The organism is Photorhabdus luminescens subsp. luminescens (genome assembly GCF_001083805.1).
In the GTDB taxonomy this organism is placed as follows: domain Bacteria; phylum Pseudomonadota; class Gammaproteobacteria; order Enterobacterales; family Enterobacteriaceae; genus Photorhabdus; species Photorhabdus luminescens.
In genome coordinates, this window is record NZ_JXSK01000004.1 from 398887 (window position 1) to 420415 (window position 21529).

Consider the following 21529-nt stretch of genomic DNA (forward strand, 5'->3'; position numbering starts at 1 on the left):
TTATCACTGACTTACCATCAACATGGTAGGCTGCGCTTTTTTTAACACCCAAACCCGACCGTAATGGTTATAGAAACCTGCCGCTATACCCGCCACCCCACCAATACCATGATAGATATCGAAATGATGGCCCTTTATTGCCCCACCGACATCCAACGCAACCATCAAGCGCATCTGGTACTGACCGGTAAATTTACCCTCTTTATCCAGCAGAGGTATCTCTGCCAACAGGGTTGTTCCTGGTGGAACAAGCATTTTATCAGCCGCTACAGAGGCTTTTGCAATTAAAGGAACGCCACTCGCACCCCGTACCGGCGCATAGTTTTCAGGTTTAAAGAAAACAAATGATGGATTCTGCTCCAACAGCTCACGGACTTCTGCCTCACTGTGAGATTCCGTCCATTTACGAATCGCCAGTATAGAGATATCTTCCTGCGCAATTTCTCCGCGCTCAATCAGCAATTTGCCAATGCTCCGATAAATATGCCCGTTCTTACCCGCATAACCCAAAAAAGTCAGTGGCTCACCATCACCAAAATCGACATAACCACTACCCTGTACCTCCATAATATAATTATCAATCAGTGAACGACTATAACCAATAATCAAACTGGGGCTAAGAACGCCATTGTATATTTCGGTTCGGCTTGGTAAGCGATATTTACTTTTAGGCGGCATCCGGTACAGAGGATACTTAAATTCCCCCTGTTTAACACGACGAGCTTGCAACACTGGCGTATAGTAGCCGGTAAATTGGACGTTACCGTAATTATCCACTCCTTCCATCTGATAAGCGCGTAAATTAAACAGATTCAACTTACTGGTTTCACCACCCGCTAACATCCAATTTTGAACGGCGTCAAAAGTTAAGTTATTACGATTATACAGACGAGGAGCAACCTGATTAATCAGGGCAACCTGCTCTGAAAAATCCTTTGCATTAACCGGCTTACCCTGCGCATTGGGTTGATTAACTAACCTTAAATCCTGAGCGATATGACCATCTCTATATTGTTGGCCCTGCGCCGTTGGGCGAGAATGACATCCAACCAACAGTGAAATCACGGTTCCACACAGCAGATACTTACCCCAATATTTCATTGTCGTTTTCTCTCTCTTACCAACATAGCCCTGCGGCGAACAAAATACCAAACCAATAAAAATAATGAAACCTACCATAAAAAAATAACTTAACAAAACAACGACACAAACGCATAAAAAAACGCCAACATGCAGAGTAACCCATCAAAAAAGTAACGAAACAAACAATTTTTAACAAAAAAACTTGCAACAACTCTTATCCTGAGTATAGTGCCCGCATCGGACGCGGGGTGGAGCAGCTTGGTAGCTCGTCGGGCTCATAACCCGAAGGTCGTCGGTTCAAATCCGGCCCCCGCAACCAACACAATGTAGTGCGATATTTATGAATTAGAACCGATTCCGGCAAACGCTAATGATGCCGGAAAGCGCAAAACAGGTTCTAAACGGACGCGGGATGGAGCAGCTTGGTAGCTCGTCGGGCTCATAACCCGAAGGTCGTCGGTTCAAATCCGGCTCCCGCAACCAATTTTCGCTACTCAAAATATCAAAACGGACGCGGGGTGGAGCAGCTTGGTAGCTCGTCGGGCTCATAACCCGAAGGTCGTCGGTTCAAATCCGGCCCCCGCAACCAATTCTCTATGCGTTTCAGCGTAAAAATTCCAGAAGTGACTTCTAAATAATTTTTAGATAATTTTGTCGCCGTCGTATCTGTACTCAGTTTAATGATAATAGAGAGAGCAGATACGTGGCCTCAGAACTCAAATCGCCAAATTACCCCCATTCTTGAAATAAGCTTTGATACCCGCAAAAATCGACTCTGCGATCTGCTGCTGGAAGCGCGCAGTTTTCAGTTTTCTTTCCTCCTCCAGATTACTAATAAACGCAGTCTCTACCAGAATCGAAGGAATATCCGGCGCTTTCAGTACCGCAAATCCAGCCTGATCCACCTGATTTTTATGCAGTTTATTCACTTTTCCCATGCGTTTGAGCACTTCATTGCCAAATTTAAGGCTGTCATTGATTGTCGCAGTTTGTAACAAATCAAACATCGTATGATCCAGATATTTATCACCGCTTTTACTTACCCCGCCAATCTGGTCAGCTTCATTCTGCGTCTGGGCTAAAAAACGTGCGGTATTACTGGTTGCACCTTTAGTCGAGAGTGCGAAAACCGAAGAACCACGGGCAACTCGGTTAGTAACGGCATCAGCATGAATAGAAACGAATAGATCAGCCCGCATCTTACGCGCTTTTGCCACCCGGACTTTTAGCGGGATAAACACATCTTCATTACGGGTCATATAAACTTTCATCCCCGGTTCACGCTGAATAAGCGTTTTCAATCGACGAGCAATTTGCAGAACAATATCTTTTTCGCGGGTCTTATATTTGCCAATAGCCCCAGGATCTTCCCCGCCATGCCCTGGATCAAGCATGATAACGATTGGCCGGTCTTTACCTGCCTTGCCTGACTTTGGTCTTTCCACTGGCAGATCTTCTGCCAAATGACCTTTATTGTACTCTTCAAGCAGAGCAAGTAATGGATCATCATCCGTATTCGTTCCCGCTACAGGATAAATATCCAACACCAGACGATGTTTAAATTTCGCCACTGGTTTCAACGTAAACATATGTGGGCTGACCGATTGCTTAACTTCGAACACCAAGCGAACGGTTTTAGGATTAAACTGCCCTACCCTGACCAGCTTAAGGTAAGGGTCGCGGGATTGAATCTGCTCCCCCATCCCGCTTAGACTATGATTCAGTTGCACACCTTCAAGATCAACCACAATTCTATTTGGATTTTTCAGCGCAAACTGGCGATATTTGAGTGGAATATTGGATTCAAGCGTTACACGGGTATAACTGGATGCCGGCCAAATACGTACTGCGATAATTTTTGCTGGCGCTGCGTAACCCACCTGGCTAACACTAAGTAACCACATCGCTGCGGCTCCCTGCAACAAACGACGTCGTGACAGATTATGATCTGAATGACTCATCTACTTAATATTCCATTCATAAAATACAAACATTCAGGGTGATATTCACCAAAGAAACGATCAAATGAAAAACTTTAACCAATCAGCATTATGCTGTCATCAATAAACAGCATTTTATATTTTGCAAATTATTAACGTCTACAGGTACATGAAAATGTTTTTATCTGAATTGCCTCTTGCCATTTTCTCTCAAAAGGAATAAAAAAGCATTAATTACGAATAAAAATTCAATCGAGAGTCTGTTATGAAAGAACGCAGCACCGAATTAGTTGAAGGATTTCGTCATTCTGTTCCGTACATCAATGCACACCGTGGTAAAACTTTTGTCATTATGCTTGGTGGAGAAGCTATTGCTCACGAAAATTTCTCTAATATCATCAACGACATAGGATTACTGCATAGCTTGGGCATTCGCCTGGTGGTCGTTTATGGCGCCAGACCTCAAATTGAACAAAACCTTGCAGATCATCATTACCAACCTGTTTACCACAAACACACCCGTGTTACCGATAATAAAACATTAGAATTAGTCAAACAATCTGCTGGTTTGCTGCAACTGGATATCACCGCACGCCTTTCTATGAATTTGAATAATACACCGTTACAAGGCGCCAATATTAATGTCGTTAGCGGTAACTTTATAATTGCTCAACCGCTTGGTGTTGATGATGGTGTGGATTATTGCCACAGCGGAAAAATTCGCCGTATTGATGAGGACGCTATAAATCGTCAATTAGACAATGGCGCAATCGTACTAGTTGGCCCTGTTGCAGTTTCTGTCACTGGAGAGAGTTTTAATTTGCCATTTGAAGATGTTGCTACCCAATTAGCTATCAAACTACAGGCTGAAAAACTAATTGGTTTCTGTTCTACTCAAGGTGTACAAGACAAAGACGGAAAAATTCTATCAGAAGTTTTTCTTAACCAAGCACCGGAGCTGATTAAAGAGCTCGAAGTTAAAGGTGACTACTATTCAGGTACAGTCCGTTTTTTACGGAGTGCGGTAAGAGCTTGCCGTAGTGGCGTTCGTCGCAGCCATTTATTGAGTTATCAGGCAGATGGTTCTCTACTGCAAGAATTATTCTCCCGTGATGGTATTGGCACCCAAATAGTAATGGAAAGCGCAGAACAAATACGCCGGGCTAATATCAATGATATTGGTGGTATTCTGGAACTCATTCGCCCACTGGAACAACAAGGTATTCTGGTTCGTCGTTCAAGAGAACAACTTGAGAGAGAAATTGATAAATTCATCATTATCGAACGCGACAACCTGACTATCGCCTGTGCTGCGCTCTACCCTTACCCTGAGGAGAAAATTGGCGAAATGGCTTGTTTAGCCGTTCACCCTAAATATCGCAGCTCTTTAAGAGGTGAAGTATTACTGAATCGCATTGCAGAACACTCCAAACAGTTCGGACTGGAAAAACTGTTTGTCCTGACTACCCGCAGCATTCATTGGTTCCAGGAACGAGGTTTTGAGCCAGCAGAACTCTCAATGCTACCGATTCAGAAACAAGTGCTATACAACTATCAGCGCCGTTCTAAGATTCTTATGCTGAATTTGAAAGAGAATTAACTCTACGATGAAATGAAAACTTTCATTTCTCCCATAGAATTTTTTACATAATTAGAAAGCATGAACTATGGTGTAATAAGGATACAAAGAACATGGATATACAGCATGTTTTTCGTTACAAGATTTATACAACATAAGAAGTGATTTATATTAGGAAACTCTGCTATAACACAAAAACTACTAAAAGTTTTAGAAAGCACCAAACTCATTGGTAAAAAGGAACTAGAAAATTTATCTAGTTCCTCAGAGAGGATCTAAACAACATCAAAACCTGTATCTTGAAGACATGGAGTCATGTAAAACTGTTATAGCCTGCTATTTCCAAAGGTGTTGAAAACATTCATAATATAATTCTGCATCACATTAAGAAACCATTACAACGTAGTTATATTATCAAGGATAAATCTCTAGCCGTGAACTATAATCATATCAAATTCTAATGCTAAATTAGCACCACTCATTCCTTTTTCGAACATTTAAACCCTAAGTATAGCAACCTCAACAGGCTATTTTCAGCATACCCTCGCGTTCACTACACAATTATGTGCCTAACATTGTGTGGTTGTTCTGCTCATATTCATCGCCTCACAAGTTCAGGTTATGGTGTAATCTCTGACAAGTACCAAATTGGCAACTTCATATTTGAATCCAGTAGAAAAAGAGCATTTACCTTTTATTGAGCACCTTATCTATAATTACTAGAGTTTAGCATCCTCAATTATGTATCCAAGAACATTAAACCACAACAGGGATAACCTCATCAGGAACCATCTCTTCTATTAATGGTTCTGAAATAGAAAATATGACTTCTGCAGGAGAAACCTTCATTATTTTAGAATCAGAATGTACCCTAGACTTAGCTACTTTGGGGTTATCCCCAAATAGAGGAATTCCTTTATACCATGTCAGCCGAAGAATACCACTTTTGGATATTTTGGTTGATGTAGTCATGCTATATCCTCCCAGAGAATCTTGTGGCATGACTTTTAATCTCCATGTTTTTCCATCGGGAGAAAAACCAATATCAATTTTATCACCTCGTTTTAATCTAGCCCGAGTAACAATATCTTCAGAGATTCTAATAGTCATAACTCTAGACGGTGTTTCCCTTTCATAGTAATAAACTTGTGTAATCGTAATCCCACTGACTACTGAGGAACGTCCGCTTCTTTTTGCTCTTCTTTTTGCAACATCACTAACAGATATGAATTCCATATATTCACCAAAGATTAAGATAGGGTTTTCAAGAAAAATATATCAACAAATTTTGGTTATCAACAAAAAGCATTAAAAAAATTAACACATTAGAAAATATGAATAAAATAACACCCAAATAGAATTTATAAGAGATAATTCAGGATTAACAGAGAGCGCACATAACGCATGAAACAACTACAACAAAACTACCTTTTATAGACAACGTACGTAAAAAGCATAATATAAAACATTAATTGGCATTTGCGCAGAATAACAAATTATTTTAACAAAACAAAATAACACACTAACTAAAATTAAAATATGACAATAGCCATTTAAGCCAATATTTTTCATTTAAATTTCGCATAAACCTCAAATTAATAGGATCTACAACCATTCCCATAAAATGATTTTATATGAGTTTCATTGGATGACAACTTATAAGAAAACCATATAGTGTTCTTGAAAGCCTTCAAGCCAATCTAGACATCTAGTTATAACATAACAATAATGAGCAAATTCATCAGGATAAATAGTGTTGCGGGCGTACACTGACAAACAAATTATTTGATGGGAAATAAACCTGGTCAAAAAGAATCTGAAACGAACTTAGAGCCCATCCCAATAGGATTTTATTCCAAACGATAATCCCGCAGGCAAAATGTAACATAGCTTCATAGTTTTCAACCTTCTTTTCCCATCGGGTCAGGATCCGACGAAAGCGATTCATCCAGCTATGAGTCCTCTCGACAACCCATCTTTGAGCTTTCAAGCCTGTATTTTGGCAGGCATCTGATTCTTCCTTGCGAGACTGGATGTACGGCTCGTAATGCCGACTTTGTAGATAGCTTTTCAGCCATTCAGCATCCTATCCCTTATCCAGACACAGCCTGACCTTTTTACCCGGCTTGCCTGTCTGAAGCGCATCAAGCGTCTCTGCAACCAGTTTGAGATCGTGAGTGTTTGCGGCGCCAACAACGAGTGAAAGAGGAAGCCCGCTAGCCTCTGTTATGAGGCTGCATTTTACGCCTTGTTTCCCTCTGTCTGTGGGGTTACGGCCTGTTTTTTTGCCCCCGCTAACGGGGATTTGGTCAGGCAGCCATCCAGCGATAACCACGACCAGTCGATGAGCGCGAGGGGCTCGCAGGCCAGCCAACCGTTCTGCCAGAAGCGTTCAAAAACGCCGGCGTCACGCCATTCCTGAAAACGCCGGTGAGCCGAACTGGACGAGCAGATTTCTGTTGCATTCAGGGCGTTCCATTGGCAGCCCATTCTGAGCACAAAGAAGATGGCATCCATAGCGGCGCGGTTATCAACACGTTTGCGGTGTGTCCCTGGCGGATGCTGAGTTTTATGCTCGGGGATAAGTGGCCTCATTTTTTCCCAAAGCTCATCATTGAACCGCCATTTGTTGTTTGTCATACTCGCTATACCTTCAGAAATTATCCGTTCTAGAATATAACAATTCCTTTTGGGATAGGTTCTTAATTGTATTAGAGTAATTACCGAGGTAGATGTAAAAACAATTGTTAACTATCTAATCTAGTACAGCTAATCCTCCAGAGATATCCGTTTAGATTAATTAACCTGAACTCTGGATAAAAAAATGGAACTAAGTGCCTGTTCCAAGATCAAAATTTCCGACCAAGAAAAAAACGATCTTATTAGGAACAGGCATGGATAAACTAGTTGAACTCTTCTGTGATGTCGATGATTTTTGCCGTGTATTCATTCCACTCTGGGAACAACAGGGTATCGAGGAAGGACATCGTCAGCGCAGACGTCATGGCCGCATGAGTGCCAGCGAGATTATGACCATTGTGATTGCTTTTCATATGTCACATTATCGCGATTTCAAAAATTTCTACTTTGGATTAGTCCGACGATACCCTCAACAAGACTTTCCCACCCTGCTCAACTATACCCGGTTCTTAGCCGCTCTGCTAACCCGCTTCGCCTTTGAGTTGGTGTCTGGATTGCCTGACGCAATACCGCTTCATGTGCATACAGAGTCAGTTTTTCTCTGGCGCGGGTTATCGCTGTATACACCAATTCACGGCTGACAACCGGCACAAATTGCGTTGGCAATACCAAAGCTGTATGGTCAAATTCTGAACCCTGTGATTTATGTACGGTCATCACATATGCAGTTTCATGTTGTGGCAAACGACTTGGCTGGATTCCTTTAATCTGTCCATCAGGCAACTGAAAATAAGCGCGCAGTTCATGATTTTCGTCTCTGAGCATAATACCGATATCACCATTAAACAGGCCCAGTGTGCTGTCATTACGCGATATCATGATGGGCCGGCCTGTATAACCACGGCTGAAAATCCCGACTGGGCGACGAATAAGCCCCTGACGATGCAGTAGCTGTTCTATACGCTCGTTAAGTCCACTGACGCCAAATGGACCTTCTCTAAGCGCACATAACAAACGATAGCGGTTAAATTCATCTAAAATCACTTTGGCAGGTGCCTGCTTTGCCACCAGATGCAAGTAAGGGTGATAACCCGATACCGTTTCTGCTAGCAATCGCTGATAATCTTCATCGTCGGACAACGGGTAAAAACAGATATCCTTCAACGGTTGCTGCAAAATAGAGAGAGCTTGTCGACTCTTTCCCTGATTAACGGCCGCAGCCAATTGACCAATTCCAGAATCCACATTAAAGCGGTAACTTTTACGTAGAAGACACAAACGATCACGAACCTCTGGGATATTTTGCTGATCGCCTGCCACTAACCGACATCCTGTCAATCTGCTTAGTTGTTGTGCCCTCGTTACGCTATATCCCAGTTCTGCAAAACGGCAAATATCACCCAACACCGCTCCTGCTTCCACTGATGCCAATTGATCTCGGTCACCAAGCAGAACAAGTTTCGCTTTCGTAGGTAATGCATCAATCAACCTTGCCATCATGGGTAAATCCACCATTGAAGCTTCATCTACCACTAGCACATCCAAACTCAGTGGATTATCCCGATCATAGCGTAATCGCTGGCTATCAGGCTGCGCTCCTAGCAAACGATGAATCGTCTGTGCCTGATCGGGCAGGCATGCAAACTGTTTTTCCGTCAGCGGCAATTTTTTAACCGCGCTGTTAAGAGATTCGGTCAATCTGGCAGCCGCTTTTCCAGTCGGGGCTGCCAGTTGGATAACCCGTTTTTTGTCAGGATCAAGTTTAATTAAGGCCGCCAACAGTTTAGCAACGGTGGTAGTTTTCCCGGTTCCCGGTCCACCAGAAATAACCGAAATTCTGCTAGTCACCGCGACAGCCGCTGCCACCTTTTGCCAGTCCACTATTTTCTCAGGCAGCATGAATAATTCATCTAAAACAGCTCTCAGTTGCTGTTCCTGAATATTATCGATTGGTTGATTGCCGGCAAAGAAAGCGGCCACCTGACATTCACTTTGCCACATTCTCTGCAAATAAAGCCGGTCATGGGAAAACACAATAGGCGTTGGTTGAAATCCATCACTAACCGCAGCACAATTTTCCAGTGCTATCAGCAAACTCTGCTCATCAGGTTTTCCCGCAACCCGCCACAACTGCTCCGCAAATTCACGATGTCGCCCATCAAAAAAGTATTCTGGCGTTATCCGATTAACCGGCAGGCAAACATGCCCGGTACCTGTTTCAGCGCTCAACAACGCCATGATTAACAACAAAACAGGATCTTTATCCTCAATCAATGCATGAGCAAACTGTAAGTCCAATGAACGCAAAAGCCTGAGGTTTACTGCCTGTTGTAATAACGAAATCATCAATTTTTCTCTTTCTCAGACTGTTCATTGCCACTGAAAAGCAGATCCAAAGCATCAACAAATTCAGCCGATGGCTGACAATTGAAAATCCCATTCCCCGGCTGTTGTTTATCTATCCCCCTCAGAAACAGATAAATCACGCCGCCGAAATGTTGTTGATAATCATAATTAGCCAGCCTGTGACGTAAGTAACGATGCAATGCCAGTGTATAAAGCTGATATTGCAGGTCATAACGATGCTCAATCATGGCAGTTTCCATTGCTTGACGAGTATAAAACTGGCTCTCCTCTCCCAACCAGTTTGATTTGTAATCCAGCACGTAGAATCTGCCTTGCCAACAGAAAACCAAATCAATAAACCCTTTCAGCATCCCTTTCACCTGCTGAAATTCCAGTTGGGGACAACGAGCAGAAATCGGATCATAACGACGCATCAGTGTATCCAACGTCTGAGATCGCAAAAGTTGCTCAACCGGCAAATAAAACTGCATTTCATCCTGTTGATGATGCAGCGGAATTTTTGCCAACTGCACTCCTTCATCATTCAATGGAATGGTAAAAATATCGGCCATCCATTGCTGTAATGTCCCACTCCAGCGTTCATCAAATCCGGCTGATTGCAGTTGTTCTGCCAACCATTTCTCATCAGGTCGTTGGCTGAAACTAATCTCTTCCAAAATAGCGTGTAAAAAAGTCCCCGCGGAGGCTCCCCGAGGGAATGTATGCGGTGTCATTTCAGGTTGTTCTGCTAACTGCTTTTCACCACTAGCATCAACATCAAGCTTCGGCGCAATAGACTGAACAATCACGTCGATAGATTCTTCTCCAGCAAAATAAGCGGAAGCATTGCCACGATGAACCACAGAGTTTCGTAAACCAGAATAACTGGTAATACGCCAGTCATCCTGCACTCTGCGTTTAAATTGCCTGGCCGACAGGACTAAGTCATTTTTACTGTGCGACTGCCAAGGATGACCATCAGTCTCATTAATTGATGATATGACGATGCCATCCCCACTTAATTCTTTAAGCGATGTTGCCAAAAAATCAGCATCCCCTTTCACTCCCTTTTGCAATAGGTAGCCCAGAGCGCACTGATGCAGATCAGTATCGCCGACCTTTTTCTTATTGCCTTTTATCAGCGGAGCCACGCCGACACTGCAATGGTAAACAGAACGCGTCAATGCGACATAGAGTAAACGCAAATCCTCTGCCAATCGCTCTTGCTCCGCCAGCTCAATCGTCTCGTCGTCGGGAAAGATATCGAGGCAAGCATTAAAGCTTGTACGATCATGATATATCGCCCGCTTCTGCTCCCTGAAATTACAGATAAATGGCAACCATACCAGCGGATATTCCAACCCCTTAGATTTATGGATAGTACAAATTTGTACCAAATGACGATCACTTTCCAGCCGCATCTGCTGACTTTCAGATTGTGGATCAGGATGAGAGATTTGCTGAGCCAACCAGCGGGTGACTGCATGTTCACTGTCAAGTTGTAAAGAAATTTCCTGCAACAACTCACCAATATGCATCACATCCGTCAAACGCCGTTCACCGTCATAACTGGCAAGCAAATTCTCAGCAATATGATGGTTGGCGATTACCGCTCGTAACATAGGTAACACACCACGGCGTTGCCAGAGACGAAAGTAGCCATCAAATTCATCAACTAACTGATCCCACCTCTTTTCATCATGATTTAGTTTGTCTATCTGTCGAGCGGTCAAACCAAACAAACCACTGGCAAGCGCACTTCTCAAAACTCGTTCTTTTTCCGGTGATAACACCGCTTGCAGCAGCCAGAGAATGTCCTTGGCTTCTGCGGTAGCAAATACACTTTCTCGGTTAGAAAGAAATACGGAAGGGATAGATAACAGGTTAAGCGCATTACGGATCAGTGTAGCTTCCTTTCTGCTACGCACCAGAACCGTAATATCAGCCGCCGTCACAGGCCGGGCTTTCTCACTTTGATGTAACAGAGCACGTCCTTCACTACCTGCCTGCAACCAATCACGAATTTGCGCAGCACAGAGCCGTGACATCGTTTGCTCATAATCTCCGGTAGAAACACCTTCTCCTGGTTGTAACCAGAAATTCAGTGCGGCCTGCTCTTCACCATCACAGCTAAAAGAAAGTTCTCGGTTTTTCTCTGCCGCAGAAACCTCAATAAAAGGGATCTGCTCAAACAAAAATGGATTTTCTGAACGCATAAACAGTTTGTTTACTGCCTGTACCATTGAGTAAGCAGAGCGCCAGTTTGTTTCCAGAGTATAGTGAGCACTTACCTGAGAACGGGCGCGAATATAAGTGAAAATATCTGCGCCGCGAAATGCATAAATAGCTTGTTTAGGATCGCCGATAAATAGCAATCCATTTTCAAACTGAGTGCCATAAATAGTATGAAAAATCCGGTATTGCTGTGGGTCGGTATCCTGAAATTCGTCGATCAACGCAATCGGATAGCGCCGACGGATAGTCTCAGCAAGCAAATCGCTGCCAGGGCCTTTCAGAGCATCATCAAGACGGGTAAGTAAATCATCAAACCCCATCTGACCACGTGTTAATTTTTCCTGACGGATTGACTGGCGAATCTCAGTAATAGCTCTGGAGATAATCAAATCACGTAAAGTGAGTGGTTGCTGGTATAAATCATCTATCGCCACAAAAAGTGAATGTTCAGGAACCTCGCCCTTCTTTGTCTTTTCTGCCAATACTGACTGCCGGAATTTCTCCAACGCTTTTGGCAACAGATAATCCTCTGTAGGTACTTGAGCCCAATCCGTGACACTATTCAGCCAATTTGGTAAATGCTTACTACTGTAACTTCTTTTATCAACACCAGAACTCGCAATTAAATCGTGCAATTCTCCAGCAACTTCATTCCATTGGTATTTAACATCGCTGATCAACTGGGTAATTTTTTCATGACGACTTAACAGCGTTTCATCACTGTGCGGCGCATTAACAATATATGGCATATCCCCTTGTAAATAAGGGTGTAATTCAGCCAGCAGAGCTTCCGGCCCACTCCACTCCTGGCTGATTACCTGTGCCATTGATAATGGCAATGGATAACAGTGGCGCCGCCAAAAATCGGCACACCCCTGCCGTTCTAATGGCTGTTGATCCTGAATTAATGTCTGTTCAAACAAGATCCCAGATTCAAAAGCATTATGCGCCAACATCCTCTGACAAAAACCATGAATGGTATAAATCGCGGCTTCATCCATTTGCCGCTCTGCGGCCAGTAACCAGATAGCCGCCCGCTCTTTATCTGGGATTTCATCCAATAGCTGTTGATAGGCTGGTTCTGCACCTTCTACTTCGTTTCGAATACAAGCAAGGCGAAGTTTATGAATATTTTCACGGATACGCCCACGTAACTCATTTGTTGCTGCCTCAGTAAAAGTTACTACTAGAATTTCTTCCACGCTCAAAGGCCGTGAAAAAGCAGCATCTTTCCCCAACCCAAGCAGAAGACGCAGATATAAGATACCGATAGTGTAGGTTTTACCTGTCCCGGCCGATGCTTCGATCAGCCGCTGACCATTCAGCGGCAGAGTTAATACATTAAGCCTGTGAACAGATATCTCTGTGATCACTGATCTCTTACCTCAACAGGTAACCGTTTCTGAAATTCAGTCACATTCTGATAGGTCTTCCAACCTTTCAATTTCGCATATCCATCCAAGCTTCCTGATTTACCAATCACTTGTGAAATCAATGACAACCCTTGATGTTTGATTACCGCATTCCGATAGAACTTAATCAGTTGCTGCTGTGTAGTTTTCTTTAGGATCTCAAGCATTTTATCTCTGCTATCAAAATTAAAGTTATTGCGGCTGAAATCACCAGAGAAACGGGCAACTTCGGCATAGAAAGTTTGTGGCGGTTGCTGCTTTTCATTAATCAGCGCACTCTTGTACTGTTCAAAATCAGCTTGAGACATTGCTTTCAATTTATTACCGGCATTCTGATAGAAATCTCGATAACGCTGATTCAAATATTTTGGTTGTTTACTATTACTTTGTAGCAGGAAACCCAATCCCCACTGTTCCCCCACACTGGTATTGAAAGCAAACACCGCATACCCCAGTTGCTCTGTTGTCCTTAACTGTTCATAGAACCACGGCTGGAGCATATTGCTTAACAAACTGGAATAAACGTAACCTTCTATACGGTCATAACCCGTCGGAATATAAACCTCTGCTAAAGCGCCATCTGTGCTGCTGCCAACACGCTGGAAATTAACCGGGTAATTTTTATCGATCACCACTTTATCCCCAATCCACCAGTCATTTCCTTGATTGGCCAGTTGGTTATGGGCAGATTCAGCAATCACTTTGCTCTGCTGTTCGGTCAAGTTCCCAATTATCATCATTTGCAAAGCAGCATTTTTTATCATTTCATGACGATACGTAACAATATCCTGAACCGTGATAGTCTCCAGCGCTTTTAAACGAGTGGACTGTTCAGTGTAAGGCGCCACAGAAAGGCGCTTCAACGGCTGCATAGCCATATCATAAGCTTTAGCGTTATTAGAAACCTCTATCTGCTCACGATACCAAGACTTAGCTTGTGCCAGTTGCTCCTCAGTTGGCGTGAACGCCATGTAATGACTGATTAAAGAGGTTAAAAGCGCTGGCAGATTTTGAGTGTAACCACTTACCCCCAGTTGCAGTCCCTGTGATGAATTAGTAGAAATATTCATTCCAGCAACAGAAGCCTGATAACTAAGCTGGTCAAGGGAAAGCCCTGCCAAATAATCAAGCAAAGAGGAAGTAACCTGCTCACGGGCACTATCCAAACTTTTTGCATTACGTAAATCTAACGTAATGCTGGCCTTAGGCTCATCAGCAAAATATTGGCTCGGCATATAGAGCAGACGGACACTCTGCTGTTCAAGGATCATCTCTGGATGTTTTTGACTCTTATCTGCTTTTATCAGCTTCAAATCGTCAGGAATATAAGGATTTGGCACAGGCAAAGAAAAGTTCATTTGCGTTTCTAACTGCTGCCATTCCATCCGTTGCTGTAATGTAATCCGATCAACCTGATAAGGCGCCTGAACAAAATAAGCCTGTTTATCGTGCGGCTCTTTTGGGCTGATATACCAGATTCTTGCATTTTCAGGGGTCAATTCAGCAAGCCGGGCAGCAATTGCTTCCGGGTCATAGTCATCAGCCAAATAACCGGCATTAAGTACATTGGAAACAGGAACTCGCAACATTGCATCCGATAACCATTCGATATAATGCATATCACGAACAATGGAGCCATACCGGAAAGACAGATTCAAAACCTTCGCGATCTCATCGAAATAACTTTTCTGGATGCCTTTTTGTTTTAACAAATTAATATAAGCAAAAATAGCCGCAATAACCTGATCCCGTTGTGCAAGCCCTTTATCTGTCAACGTCACATAAATAAAAAAGATACCTTTATTACGATCAACCATAGGCTCCGCACCAGCACTGATACTTTCTGCTAGCCCTTGAGTTTGTAGCCAATCTGATAATGTATTCAGGCTACGGTTGCCTATCATATAACCGAGATATTCATCAGTTTTACTGCGGAAATCAGCACTGTTATTGTCAATGCTGAACTCCAGTTGCAACGCTTTTTGCGGTTGGGCTGGGACATAATGGATGATAATCCCTTTCTCTTTTTCCGTGACTGCCGGAACAGCAATCAGCGGCACGCTCGCTTTTCTGTCAGGTATCCGACCAAAAGTATCAACAGCAATTTGAGTCAATTTATCGATAGGCTGATTACCGTAAATGACACCTTTCATTAGATTGGCCGAATAATAACGCTGATAGAAATCCACCAGTTCTGTCTGTAATTTACTCCCCGGTTTATCTTTCAATGTCTCTAAATTACCACCAGAAAAACGGGCATTGGGATGCTTAGGATTCAGAGTTTCTGCCCGTATTTGAGCAACCCGCATCCCATCACGAGAACGCGCCATTGTCAGCTCTGCATTAACAGCGTTTCGCTCCCGATCTGCATTCACTGGATTAAGTAATGGTTCAGCCAGTGCATCAGCCAGACGATCTGTAGCCTGAGCTAACGCCTCATTTTCTACTTCAAGGTAAAAAGCCGTGCGGTAAGAAGCTGTGCTGGCATTATAACTACCACCATGCTTTTGCAAAAATTCAGATAAATCACCTGACTGTGGGTAACGTCCAGATCCCATCAGAACCATATGTTCCAGATAATGTGCAAGCCCAAGCTGGCTGTCAGGGTTTTCCATACTACCAACCGGAATTGCTACCGCTGCCAGAGATTTGGTTGCCTTCTCATCAGATACCAGCAAGACCGTCATATTGTTTGCCAATCTGATTCCCTGATACTGACGATGATCATTTTCGCTTTTATAAATTGTCTCTTGCAGTAGCTTCCACTGTGGTGTTTGCGCATAGCTTACTGTTCCCCAAAAGAGCAGGAACATTACAGTAATCATGCGAACAAAATGTTTATGCATTATCCGATATTCTCCCTATGTTTCTGATTTCGCGCCATCGGTAACAAATAATTGAGCGCTTCCTGTTTAAGTTTTGCTAAAAATGATTCATCGATTTGCCTGAAAGCCCGCTGAATATAAGAATCATCTCCTTCGCCTGTACGTCCCTGATCTCCAAGCCATGCCTTCAATAGCCGGCTTTCAGCTTTTGATTGAATTTCATCGCTATCATCAATCTCACCTGTTTCTTTATTCATACATGCTGAAAGCCACGCCCAACCACTTTTACAAAACAGTGGTAAAGGCGCTGATATTCCTCGTTGATAACCCTCAATCAATTGATTCAGATAATTTTTCGCTTGTTCTAAAGGTATAGACGCAAAACGCCATTCGCTGCCATCACGCCCATAACTGCGGCTTTCACCCTTCCCTCCGGCAAGACAGTAAGCCAAATGCTCAATCCACAATTGCATGCCATCATTGGCGGTCAAACTGGCTGGCCGCCAACGTAACAAACCATCTGGTTGCACTTTGTTAATACGCCCCGTCAGCATTACCTGGCCTAAATCATGATGTAAATCAACAGATAAAGTTTCCATCTGTTGTTCACGAATTTTATCCGCCAGAAGCTGCATCTCTTTTTGCTGCTTCAACCAATAAACCTCACCAAAAGCGCCAAAAGGCAACCCGCCAGCAGCACGAAGCCGATTGAAAAGTGGTTCAGGCGATTGCTGTTCAATGAGTGCACTCAACAATAGCTGATTAAACTGATAACGCTGGAGATTATCTAAAACGAAAGGCTCTTCCTCTGGTAATTCCGTTTCTTCAATAACGAAATTTACTTTCAAGCAACGTTGGAAAAAAAACCGAACGGGATGACGGTAAAAACTGTTCAAATTATCAAGTGTAATTTCTTGAATTTGTGCCGTTTCAATAGATTGGCAAAATTCAGCGTATGCTGCGCCTTGCTCAGTCGCCGCGGGTAACCACTCCCCGGCATAGCTTTGCTGATAACTGCCCGGTATAAAATTTTCTGGTGCAAATGGAACGCGGGAATGAAGATACAACAGATGTTCTCTGACATGAGCAGCACTTTGATCAACATTCAGTCTTTCATTTCCCGGCAAACAAAAACTTTGGCAGACATAATCCAATAATTCATTCACCAACACGGAAGGATTACATTCCGTATCATCACGAATGGACTTGCCAATATAGCTGATATAGAGGAACTGTTCGGCAGATATCAAGGCTTCAAGAAATAGATAACGGTCATCATCCCTCCGTTTTCTGTCCCCCCTCTGACCTTTTTCCGCCATCAGATCAAATCCAAGCGGTGGAATTGAACGGGGATAGATACCATCATTCATTCCCAATAAACAGACAACCTTAAAGGGAATAGAACGCATCGGCATTAGAGTGCAAAAATTAACAGATCCGGCGAGAAAACGCTGGCTGATTTTTTCATTATCAAATTGAAGGGCCAATTCATCTCGTAATAGAACCAATGGCACACTTTCCTGATAACGGGCATTCAAGCCATTGACTATGACTTTCTGCCATTGCTGTTCTATCATCGCCAGTACTAATTCAGTTTCACTATCTGATGCAAAAAATATTTCCAGCAACTGCTGGCAGACAGGTAACCAACCCGTTAATGTTCGGCTCTCGCCGAGAATCTTGCGCCAATAGCTCAATTGCATTAAAAGCTCAGCTAATTGGCCGGCAAGCTCTGCGGCTAAACCACTGGATTCATCATAAGGCAATACCTCTTTCCAAGGGCCAGACCGGCTATCCATTGCGTAACCCAATAACATTCGAGTAAGTCCAAAACGCCATGTATGCTGACCTGTTACCGGCAAAGATAGTTCTTCTACATTATCGTCATCCAGCCCCCAACGAACGCCTGACTCTTCAACCCAACGCCTTAATAAACGTAAACCATCTTCATGAATGTCAAATTTATTCGCCAACGCTGGCACTTCCAACAATGCTAAAACCTGCTCCGTCGTAAAACGGCTTTGAGGTAAATCAAGCAGCGTAATAAATACCTGTAAAACTGAATGCGCTTGACGGGCTTTACGATCAGAAATGGCAAATGGAATATAACGTTCAGCAGAGACATTACCAAATACTGCCTGAACATAGGGAGTATAACTGTCAATATCCGCGACCATTACAATAATATCCCTTGGCGTCAGCGATGGATTATCTTCCAATAACCGCAGTAGCTGGTCCTGTAAAACTTCCACTTCACGTTGAGGGCTATAGCAAACATGGAAAGATAAAGAATGATCCAACGGGTCAAGCACTCTTTTTTGCAGGCTATTTTCAAATGTCTCTTTTGTTGAACCAATTTGGGCATGATCTTCCAGATAGAGAATATCCCTTTGCAATTGATGTAATAGATTATCCTGTTCTAATTCAACAAAGGCGTGAACATCCGAACTCTGCTCAAGCTGCGACAATAAATAGAGGTTATCACGGCCCAACCGTCCCCACGATGCCAACAAGGGATTGCTTACATCTTGTTCACCGTCATCGTTAAACAGTGATTGAGCATTATCAGGGTCTTTAAAATATTCCAGCTCCTGTTTACTCTTATAATGGCGCGGTTTACGACTACTCAGTTTTGCCAAAAAAGCATAATTCTGAATATCTCCCCAATAATATTTACATGGATTGGTAAACATCAGATGAATATCAATATGCCGCGCCAGTGCCTGTAAAGCCTGTAAATAGACCGGTGGTAAGGCAGAAATACCACAGATAAATACTCGTTTCGGTAAACAATCTGAAAACTCAGGACTATTTCCTCGTTCAAGACTATTTTCTCGTTCAAGACTATTTTCTCGTTCAGAACTGTTTTCCAGTATCGAAATAAAACGCTGATATAAATTAGCGCGATGCCATTGAGGTTGTTGTAACTGGTGAGTATATTTCGTCAGTTCCAGCCATAATCTTTTCTGCCACAACTGATTATCGCTCAAGCCATCAATAAGCTGGCCTTGCTGCCAACTTTCCAACCATTGCGGGCGATAAACTAGATATTGGTCAAACAGATCAGCAACCCGTCCAGCCAATTGGTGAATCTTCCGTTTATCAAAATCTTGATCAAGGTAGTGCCTGAGCGCGACAAACTCCGCTTCTGGCAGCAATTGAGGCAATAACGCCATCAATTTCCATGTCATAGCATCTTTACTAAAAGCACTTTCTTTAGGAATATCAGGCAATACTTTGGTAAACATATCCCAAATAAACGTAGCGGGAAGCGGAAATGAAATATTGGCTGATATGCCTATTCTTTCAGCCAGTTGGATTTGCAGCCACTGTGACATACCCGGGCTTTGTACCAAAATGACTTCCTGAGCAAATGGATCAGTCAGTGGGTTATCCCCGATCAATATTGCTATCAATTCCTTAAGAAGATCTAATTGATTAGAATGATAAACCTTGAACATGAGAACTCCCATTTGAACAAATCCATCGACTTGCTTTACTTTGCTGATTATAAGATGTTGTTACCATAACTGTAAGCTGATAGCAGCCAGACAATGGATATGTTGTCTGAAATTCAGCGTGCCATCCCGGTGGTAATATTATTTCTGGCAAAGGGTTTTGACCTGCAATTAATTTATATTGTTCCAGATACCCATAAGATAATTTATCCGCCTTTGATTGCTGCCAATGTTGCTGAAACCCAAATAATAACGCCTGATGATAACGCATTAATCCCAATAGAGAGACCGAAAAAACCATAACAGCAATCATTACTTCGGGCAAACTCATACCTGCTTGATGCTCATAAAAAAGATCCGACTTCATAAACAAAATCCCACATCCGCCTCAGGACAAAAGTCCAGCCAACCGCTTTCTACCGGGATAAGAGAATCTCTTCCGCCAGCAGAAAGTAATTTCATCCATTGATATAATCCGACAGATTGCCCAGATGCCACATCAGCCATACCTTTCAGTAGAAAAAAATGACTCGAATGCCTTTTTAAGCAACTGGTCAAATGAAATTCTTGCTGTTGCTGGCAATACCACTCTTCTATTTTATTACTATCAAGTGGCCATGACTGAGCGATTCCCCATGCCAATGAAGATTCTGCTTGCTGAAAAGCTTTTAGATATCTGCGTTCATCGACCATCATGATTAAAGCGTTATCCAGATGATGATGTAAAGCCTTTAACATCATCAGGCTCACTGCCAATAATATCAACACTGAAATTAGTAATACATTACCTTGCTGATATTGAAAGCAGCCATGCGAAGAATGCTCAGCCACGGTACTTATCCCCTGATATTGCGCAAACGTATTACTGACTGATATTGGTAGTTTATCGACGGATGTTTAAACCAATGTGCAATAAACGTCAATTTGATAAAAACTAAGCCATCTTTTGCAGGTAATTTCTCAGCTTTAAAAGAATTTACCACTATTTCATTTGGATCAAACAGCCTTTCCCAGCCATTTTCCTGACAATTACCCGCCCCCCTTTTCCACTCGACTGATTTATTGTTAAGGCGATAGCCGAAGAATTCAGATTCACTGTGTTCTGGCGGCTCCCATTGGCTATTGATGTTAAGATCGTATGCAATAATCAGACATGAATCCTCACTCTCATCACTTTTATTATCGATGAATATTGGCTTTCCATCACAATAATGCTGACAATATCCAGCACGGCGAATATCTTTTTCTATAATATGCAATGTTTGTTTAACGAAATAGCCTAAACGATATCTCTGATATAACTCCATTATTTGTTTAGTTAAAATAGGATAACTTTTAGCAATCGCTAGTAGAATAATACTACCAATAGCCATTGCTACAATAACTTCTAATAATGTCATTCCAGATTGGTTTTTATGTTTCATTGTTACAATAAAGTATCGCTTATTTTAGTGAAAAAATATAATTAATCACAAGCTGGAATTTGGTTAAATTTATTATTACTACATGATCTTATCCTACCTCGTGAAGAAAAAATAATAGATATTTCACCTGCGGAATTCGCCAAAATAAAACTCGCAGGTATCATGGTGTTTCTTATTCCATGAAACTCTATCTGATCCTTGGTTGCTGAACTGATAATAACATCTTGATAGGGGGAACTTATTCCCTCAACATTTTCCAAATCACAATCAGCCAATACCGGATTAGAAAGCGCTATGCACCAGTCCTTTCCTATTTTCAACCACAACACGACTCTTTTATTCAGGTAATTTGCTAAAGATTGTTGTCTGGTTATAAATGTTAATATTTTTTGTGCTGAGTCTTGTAATCTGGCTCTTTCCTGGTGATAGCCCCATTCCTGCACTCCCCATAAGGAAAATATTGAAACCAAAACAATAACGATCATCAATTCCAATAAAGAAAAACCTAATTGATTATCAATATTATAATGACCGATTATATTCATATTATTTACCATTGATAATTCCTTATTTCCTTTCGTAAGACA

12 protein-coding genes, 3 tRNA genes and 2 pseudogenes are annotated in these 21529 nt (G+C 42.4%); 5 read left to right on the forward strand and 12 right to left on the reverse strand.

Annotated features, from left to right (window positions below; all coding sequences use genetic code 11):
• Nucleotides 1–3: 3 nt before the first annotated feature.
• The gene (gene mltA / locus TI10_RS12735; protein ID WP_049583814.1) at nt 4–1101 is read right to left on the reverse strand and encodes a murein transglycosylase A; all 1098 of its coding nucleotides are present in this window, start codon (nt 1099–1101) and stop codon (nt 4–6) included.
• 224 nt (nt 1102–1325) lie between these two features.
• Between mltA and TI10_RS12740 the strand changes: the two genes are divergently transcribed.
• The 3 genes from TI10_RS12740 (at nt 1326) to TI10_RS12750 (ending at nt 1672) form a co-directional block, all read left to right on the forward strand.
• A tRNA-Met gene (locus TI10_RS12740) sits at nt 1326–1402 on the forward strand.
• A gap of 87 nt (nt 1403–1489) precedes the next feature.
• Nucleotides 1490–1566: transfer RNA gene (locus TI10_RS12745), tRNA-Met, on the forward strand.
• Between the two features lie 29 nt (nt 1567–1595).
• Nucleotides 1596–1672: transfer RNA gene (locus TI10_RS12750), tRNA-Met, on the forward strand.
• Nucleotides 1673–1799: 127 nt separating this feature from the next.
• Here TI10_RS12750 and amiC read toward each other — a convergent pair.
• A complete protein-coding gene (gene amiC / locus TI10_RS12755; protein ID WP_049583706.1) occupies nt 1800–3044 on the reverse strand; it encodes an N-acetylmuramoyl-L-alanine amidase AmiC in 1245 nt (414 codons plus the stop codon).
• Between the two features lie 244 nt (nt 3045–3288).
• Between amiC and argA the strand changes: the two genes are divergently transcribed.
• A complete protein-coding gene (gene argA / locus TI10_RS12760) occupies nt 3289–4623 on the forward strand; it encodes an amino-acid N-acetyltransferase (protein WP_049583707.1) in 1335 nt (444 codons plus the stop codon).
• A 735-nt stretch (nt 4624–5358) separates the two neighbouring features.
• Here argA and TI10_RS12765 read toward each other — a convergent pair.
• Both TI10_RS12765 and TI10_RS24465 read right to left on the reverse strand, forming a co-directional pair.
• Complete coding sequence (locus TI10_RS12765; protein WP_049583708.1) at nt 5359–5838, reverse strand: hypothetical protein; 480 nt, start codon at nt 5836–5838, stop codon at nt 5359–5361.
• A gap of 601 nt (nt 5839–6439) precedes the next feature.
• Nucleotides 6440–7242 (reverse strand): annotated as a pseudogene (locus TI10_RS24465) (IS5 family transposase); the annotation flags it as partial.
• 254 nt (nt 7243–7496) lie between these two features.
• Here TI10_RS24465 and TI10_RS25995 point away from each other — a divergent pair.
• Nucleotides 7497–7757: pseudogene (locus TI10_RS25995) on the forward strand (IS982 family transposase); the annotation flags it as partial.
• Here the strand turns inward: TI10_RS25995 and recD are convergent.
• The 8 genes from recD to TI10_RS12810 are packed head-to-tail and all read right to left on the reverse strand — an operon-like array spanning nt 7735 to nt 21499.
• A complete protein-coding gene (recD, locus tag TI10_RS12775; protein WP_049583710.1) occupies nt 7735–9588 on the reverse strand; it encodes an exodeoxyribonuclease V subunit alpha in 1854 nt (617 codons plus the stop codon). The pseudogene TI10_RS25995 and the gene recD sit on opposite strands and share 23 nt — an antisense overlap.
• The gene (recB, locus tag TI10_RS12780; RefSeq protein ID WP_049583815.1) at nt 9588–13193 is read right to left on the reverse strand and encodes an exodeoxyribonuclease V subunit beta; all 3606 of its coding nucleotides are present in this window, start codon (nt 13191–13193) and stop codon (nt 9588–9590) included. The genes recD and recB overlap by 1 nt, the downstream gene beginning before the upstream one ends.
• Entirely contained in the window at nt 13193–16081 is a 2889-nt protein-coding gene (ptrA, locus tag TI10_RS12785) for a pitrilysin (protein ID WP_049583711.1), read from the reverse strand. Before ptrA ends, recB begins: the two co-directional genes overlap by 1 nt.
• The gene (gene recC, locus TI10_RS12790; protein ID WP_049583712.1) at nt 16081–19521 is read right to left on the reverse strand and encodes an exodeoxyribonuclease V subunit gamma; all 3441 of its coding nucleotides are present in this window, start codon (nt 19519–19521) and stop codon (nt 16081–16083) included. Before recC ends, ptrA begins: the two co-directional genes overlap by 1 nt.
• Complete coding sequence (locus TI10_RS12795; RefSeq protein WP_049583713.1) at nt 19499–19885, reverse strand: prepilin-type N-terminal cleavage/methylation domain-containing protein; 387 nt, start codon at nt 19883–19885, stop codon at nt 19499–19501. The genes recC and TI10_RS12795 overlap by 23 nt, the downstream gene beginning before the upstream one ends.
• Complete coding sequence (locus tag TI10_RS12800) at nt 19882–20349, reverse strand: YgdB family protein (protein WP_049583714.1); 468 nt, start codon at nt 20347–20349, stop codon at nt 19882–19884. The genes TI10_RS12795 and TI10_RS12800 overlap by 4 nt, the downstream gene beginning before the upstream one ends.
• A gap of 5 nt (nt 20350–20354) precedes the next feature.
• Nucleotides 20355–20942, reverse strand: coding sequence for a prepilin peptidase-dependent protein (locus TI10_RS12805; RefSeq protein ID WP_049583715.1), 588 nt, complete (start codon nt 20940–20942; stop codon nt 20355–20357).
• A 41-nt stretch (nt 20943–20983) separates the two neighbouring features.
• A complete protein-coding gene (locus tag TI10_RS12810) occupies nt 20984–21499 on the reverse strand; it encodes a prepilin peptidase-dependent protein (RefSeq protein ID WP_080985046.1) in 516 nt (171 codons plus the stop codon).
• Nucleotides 21500–21529: the final 30 nt, after the last annotated feature.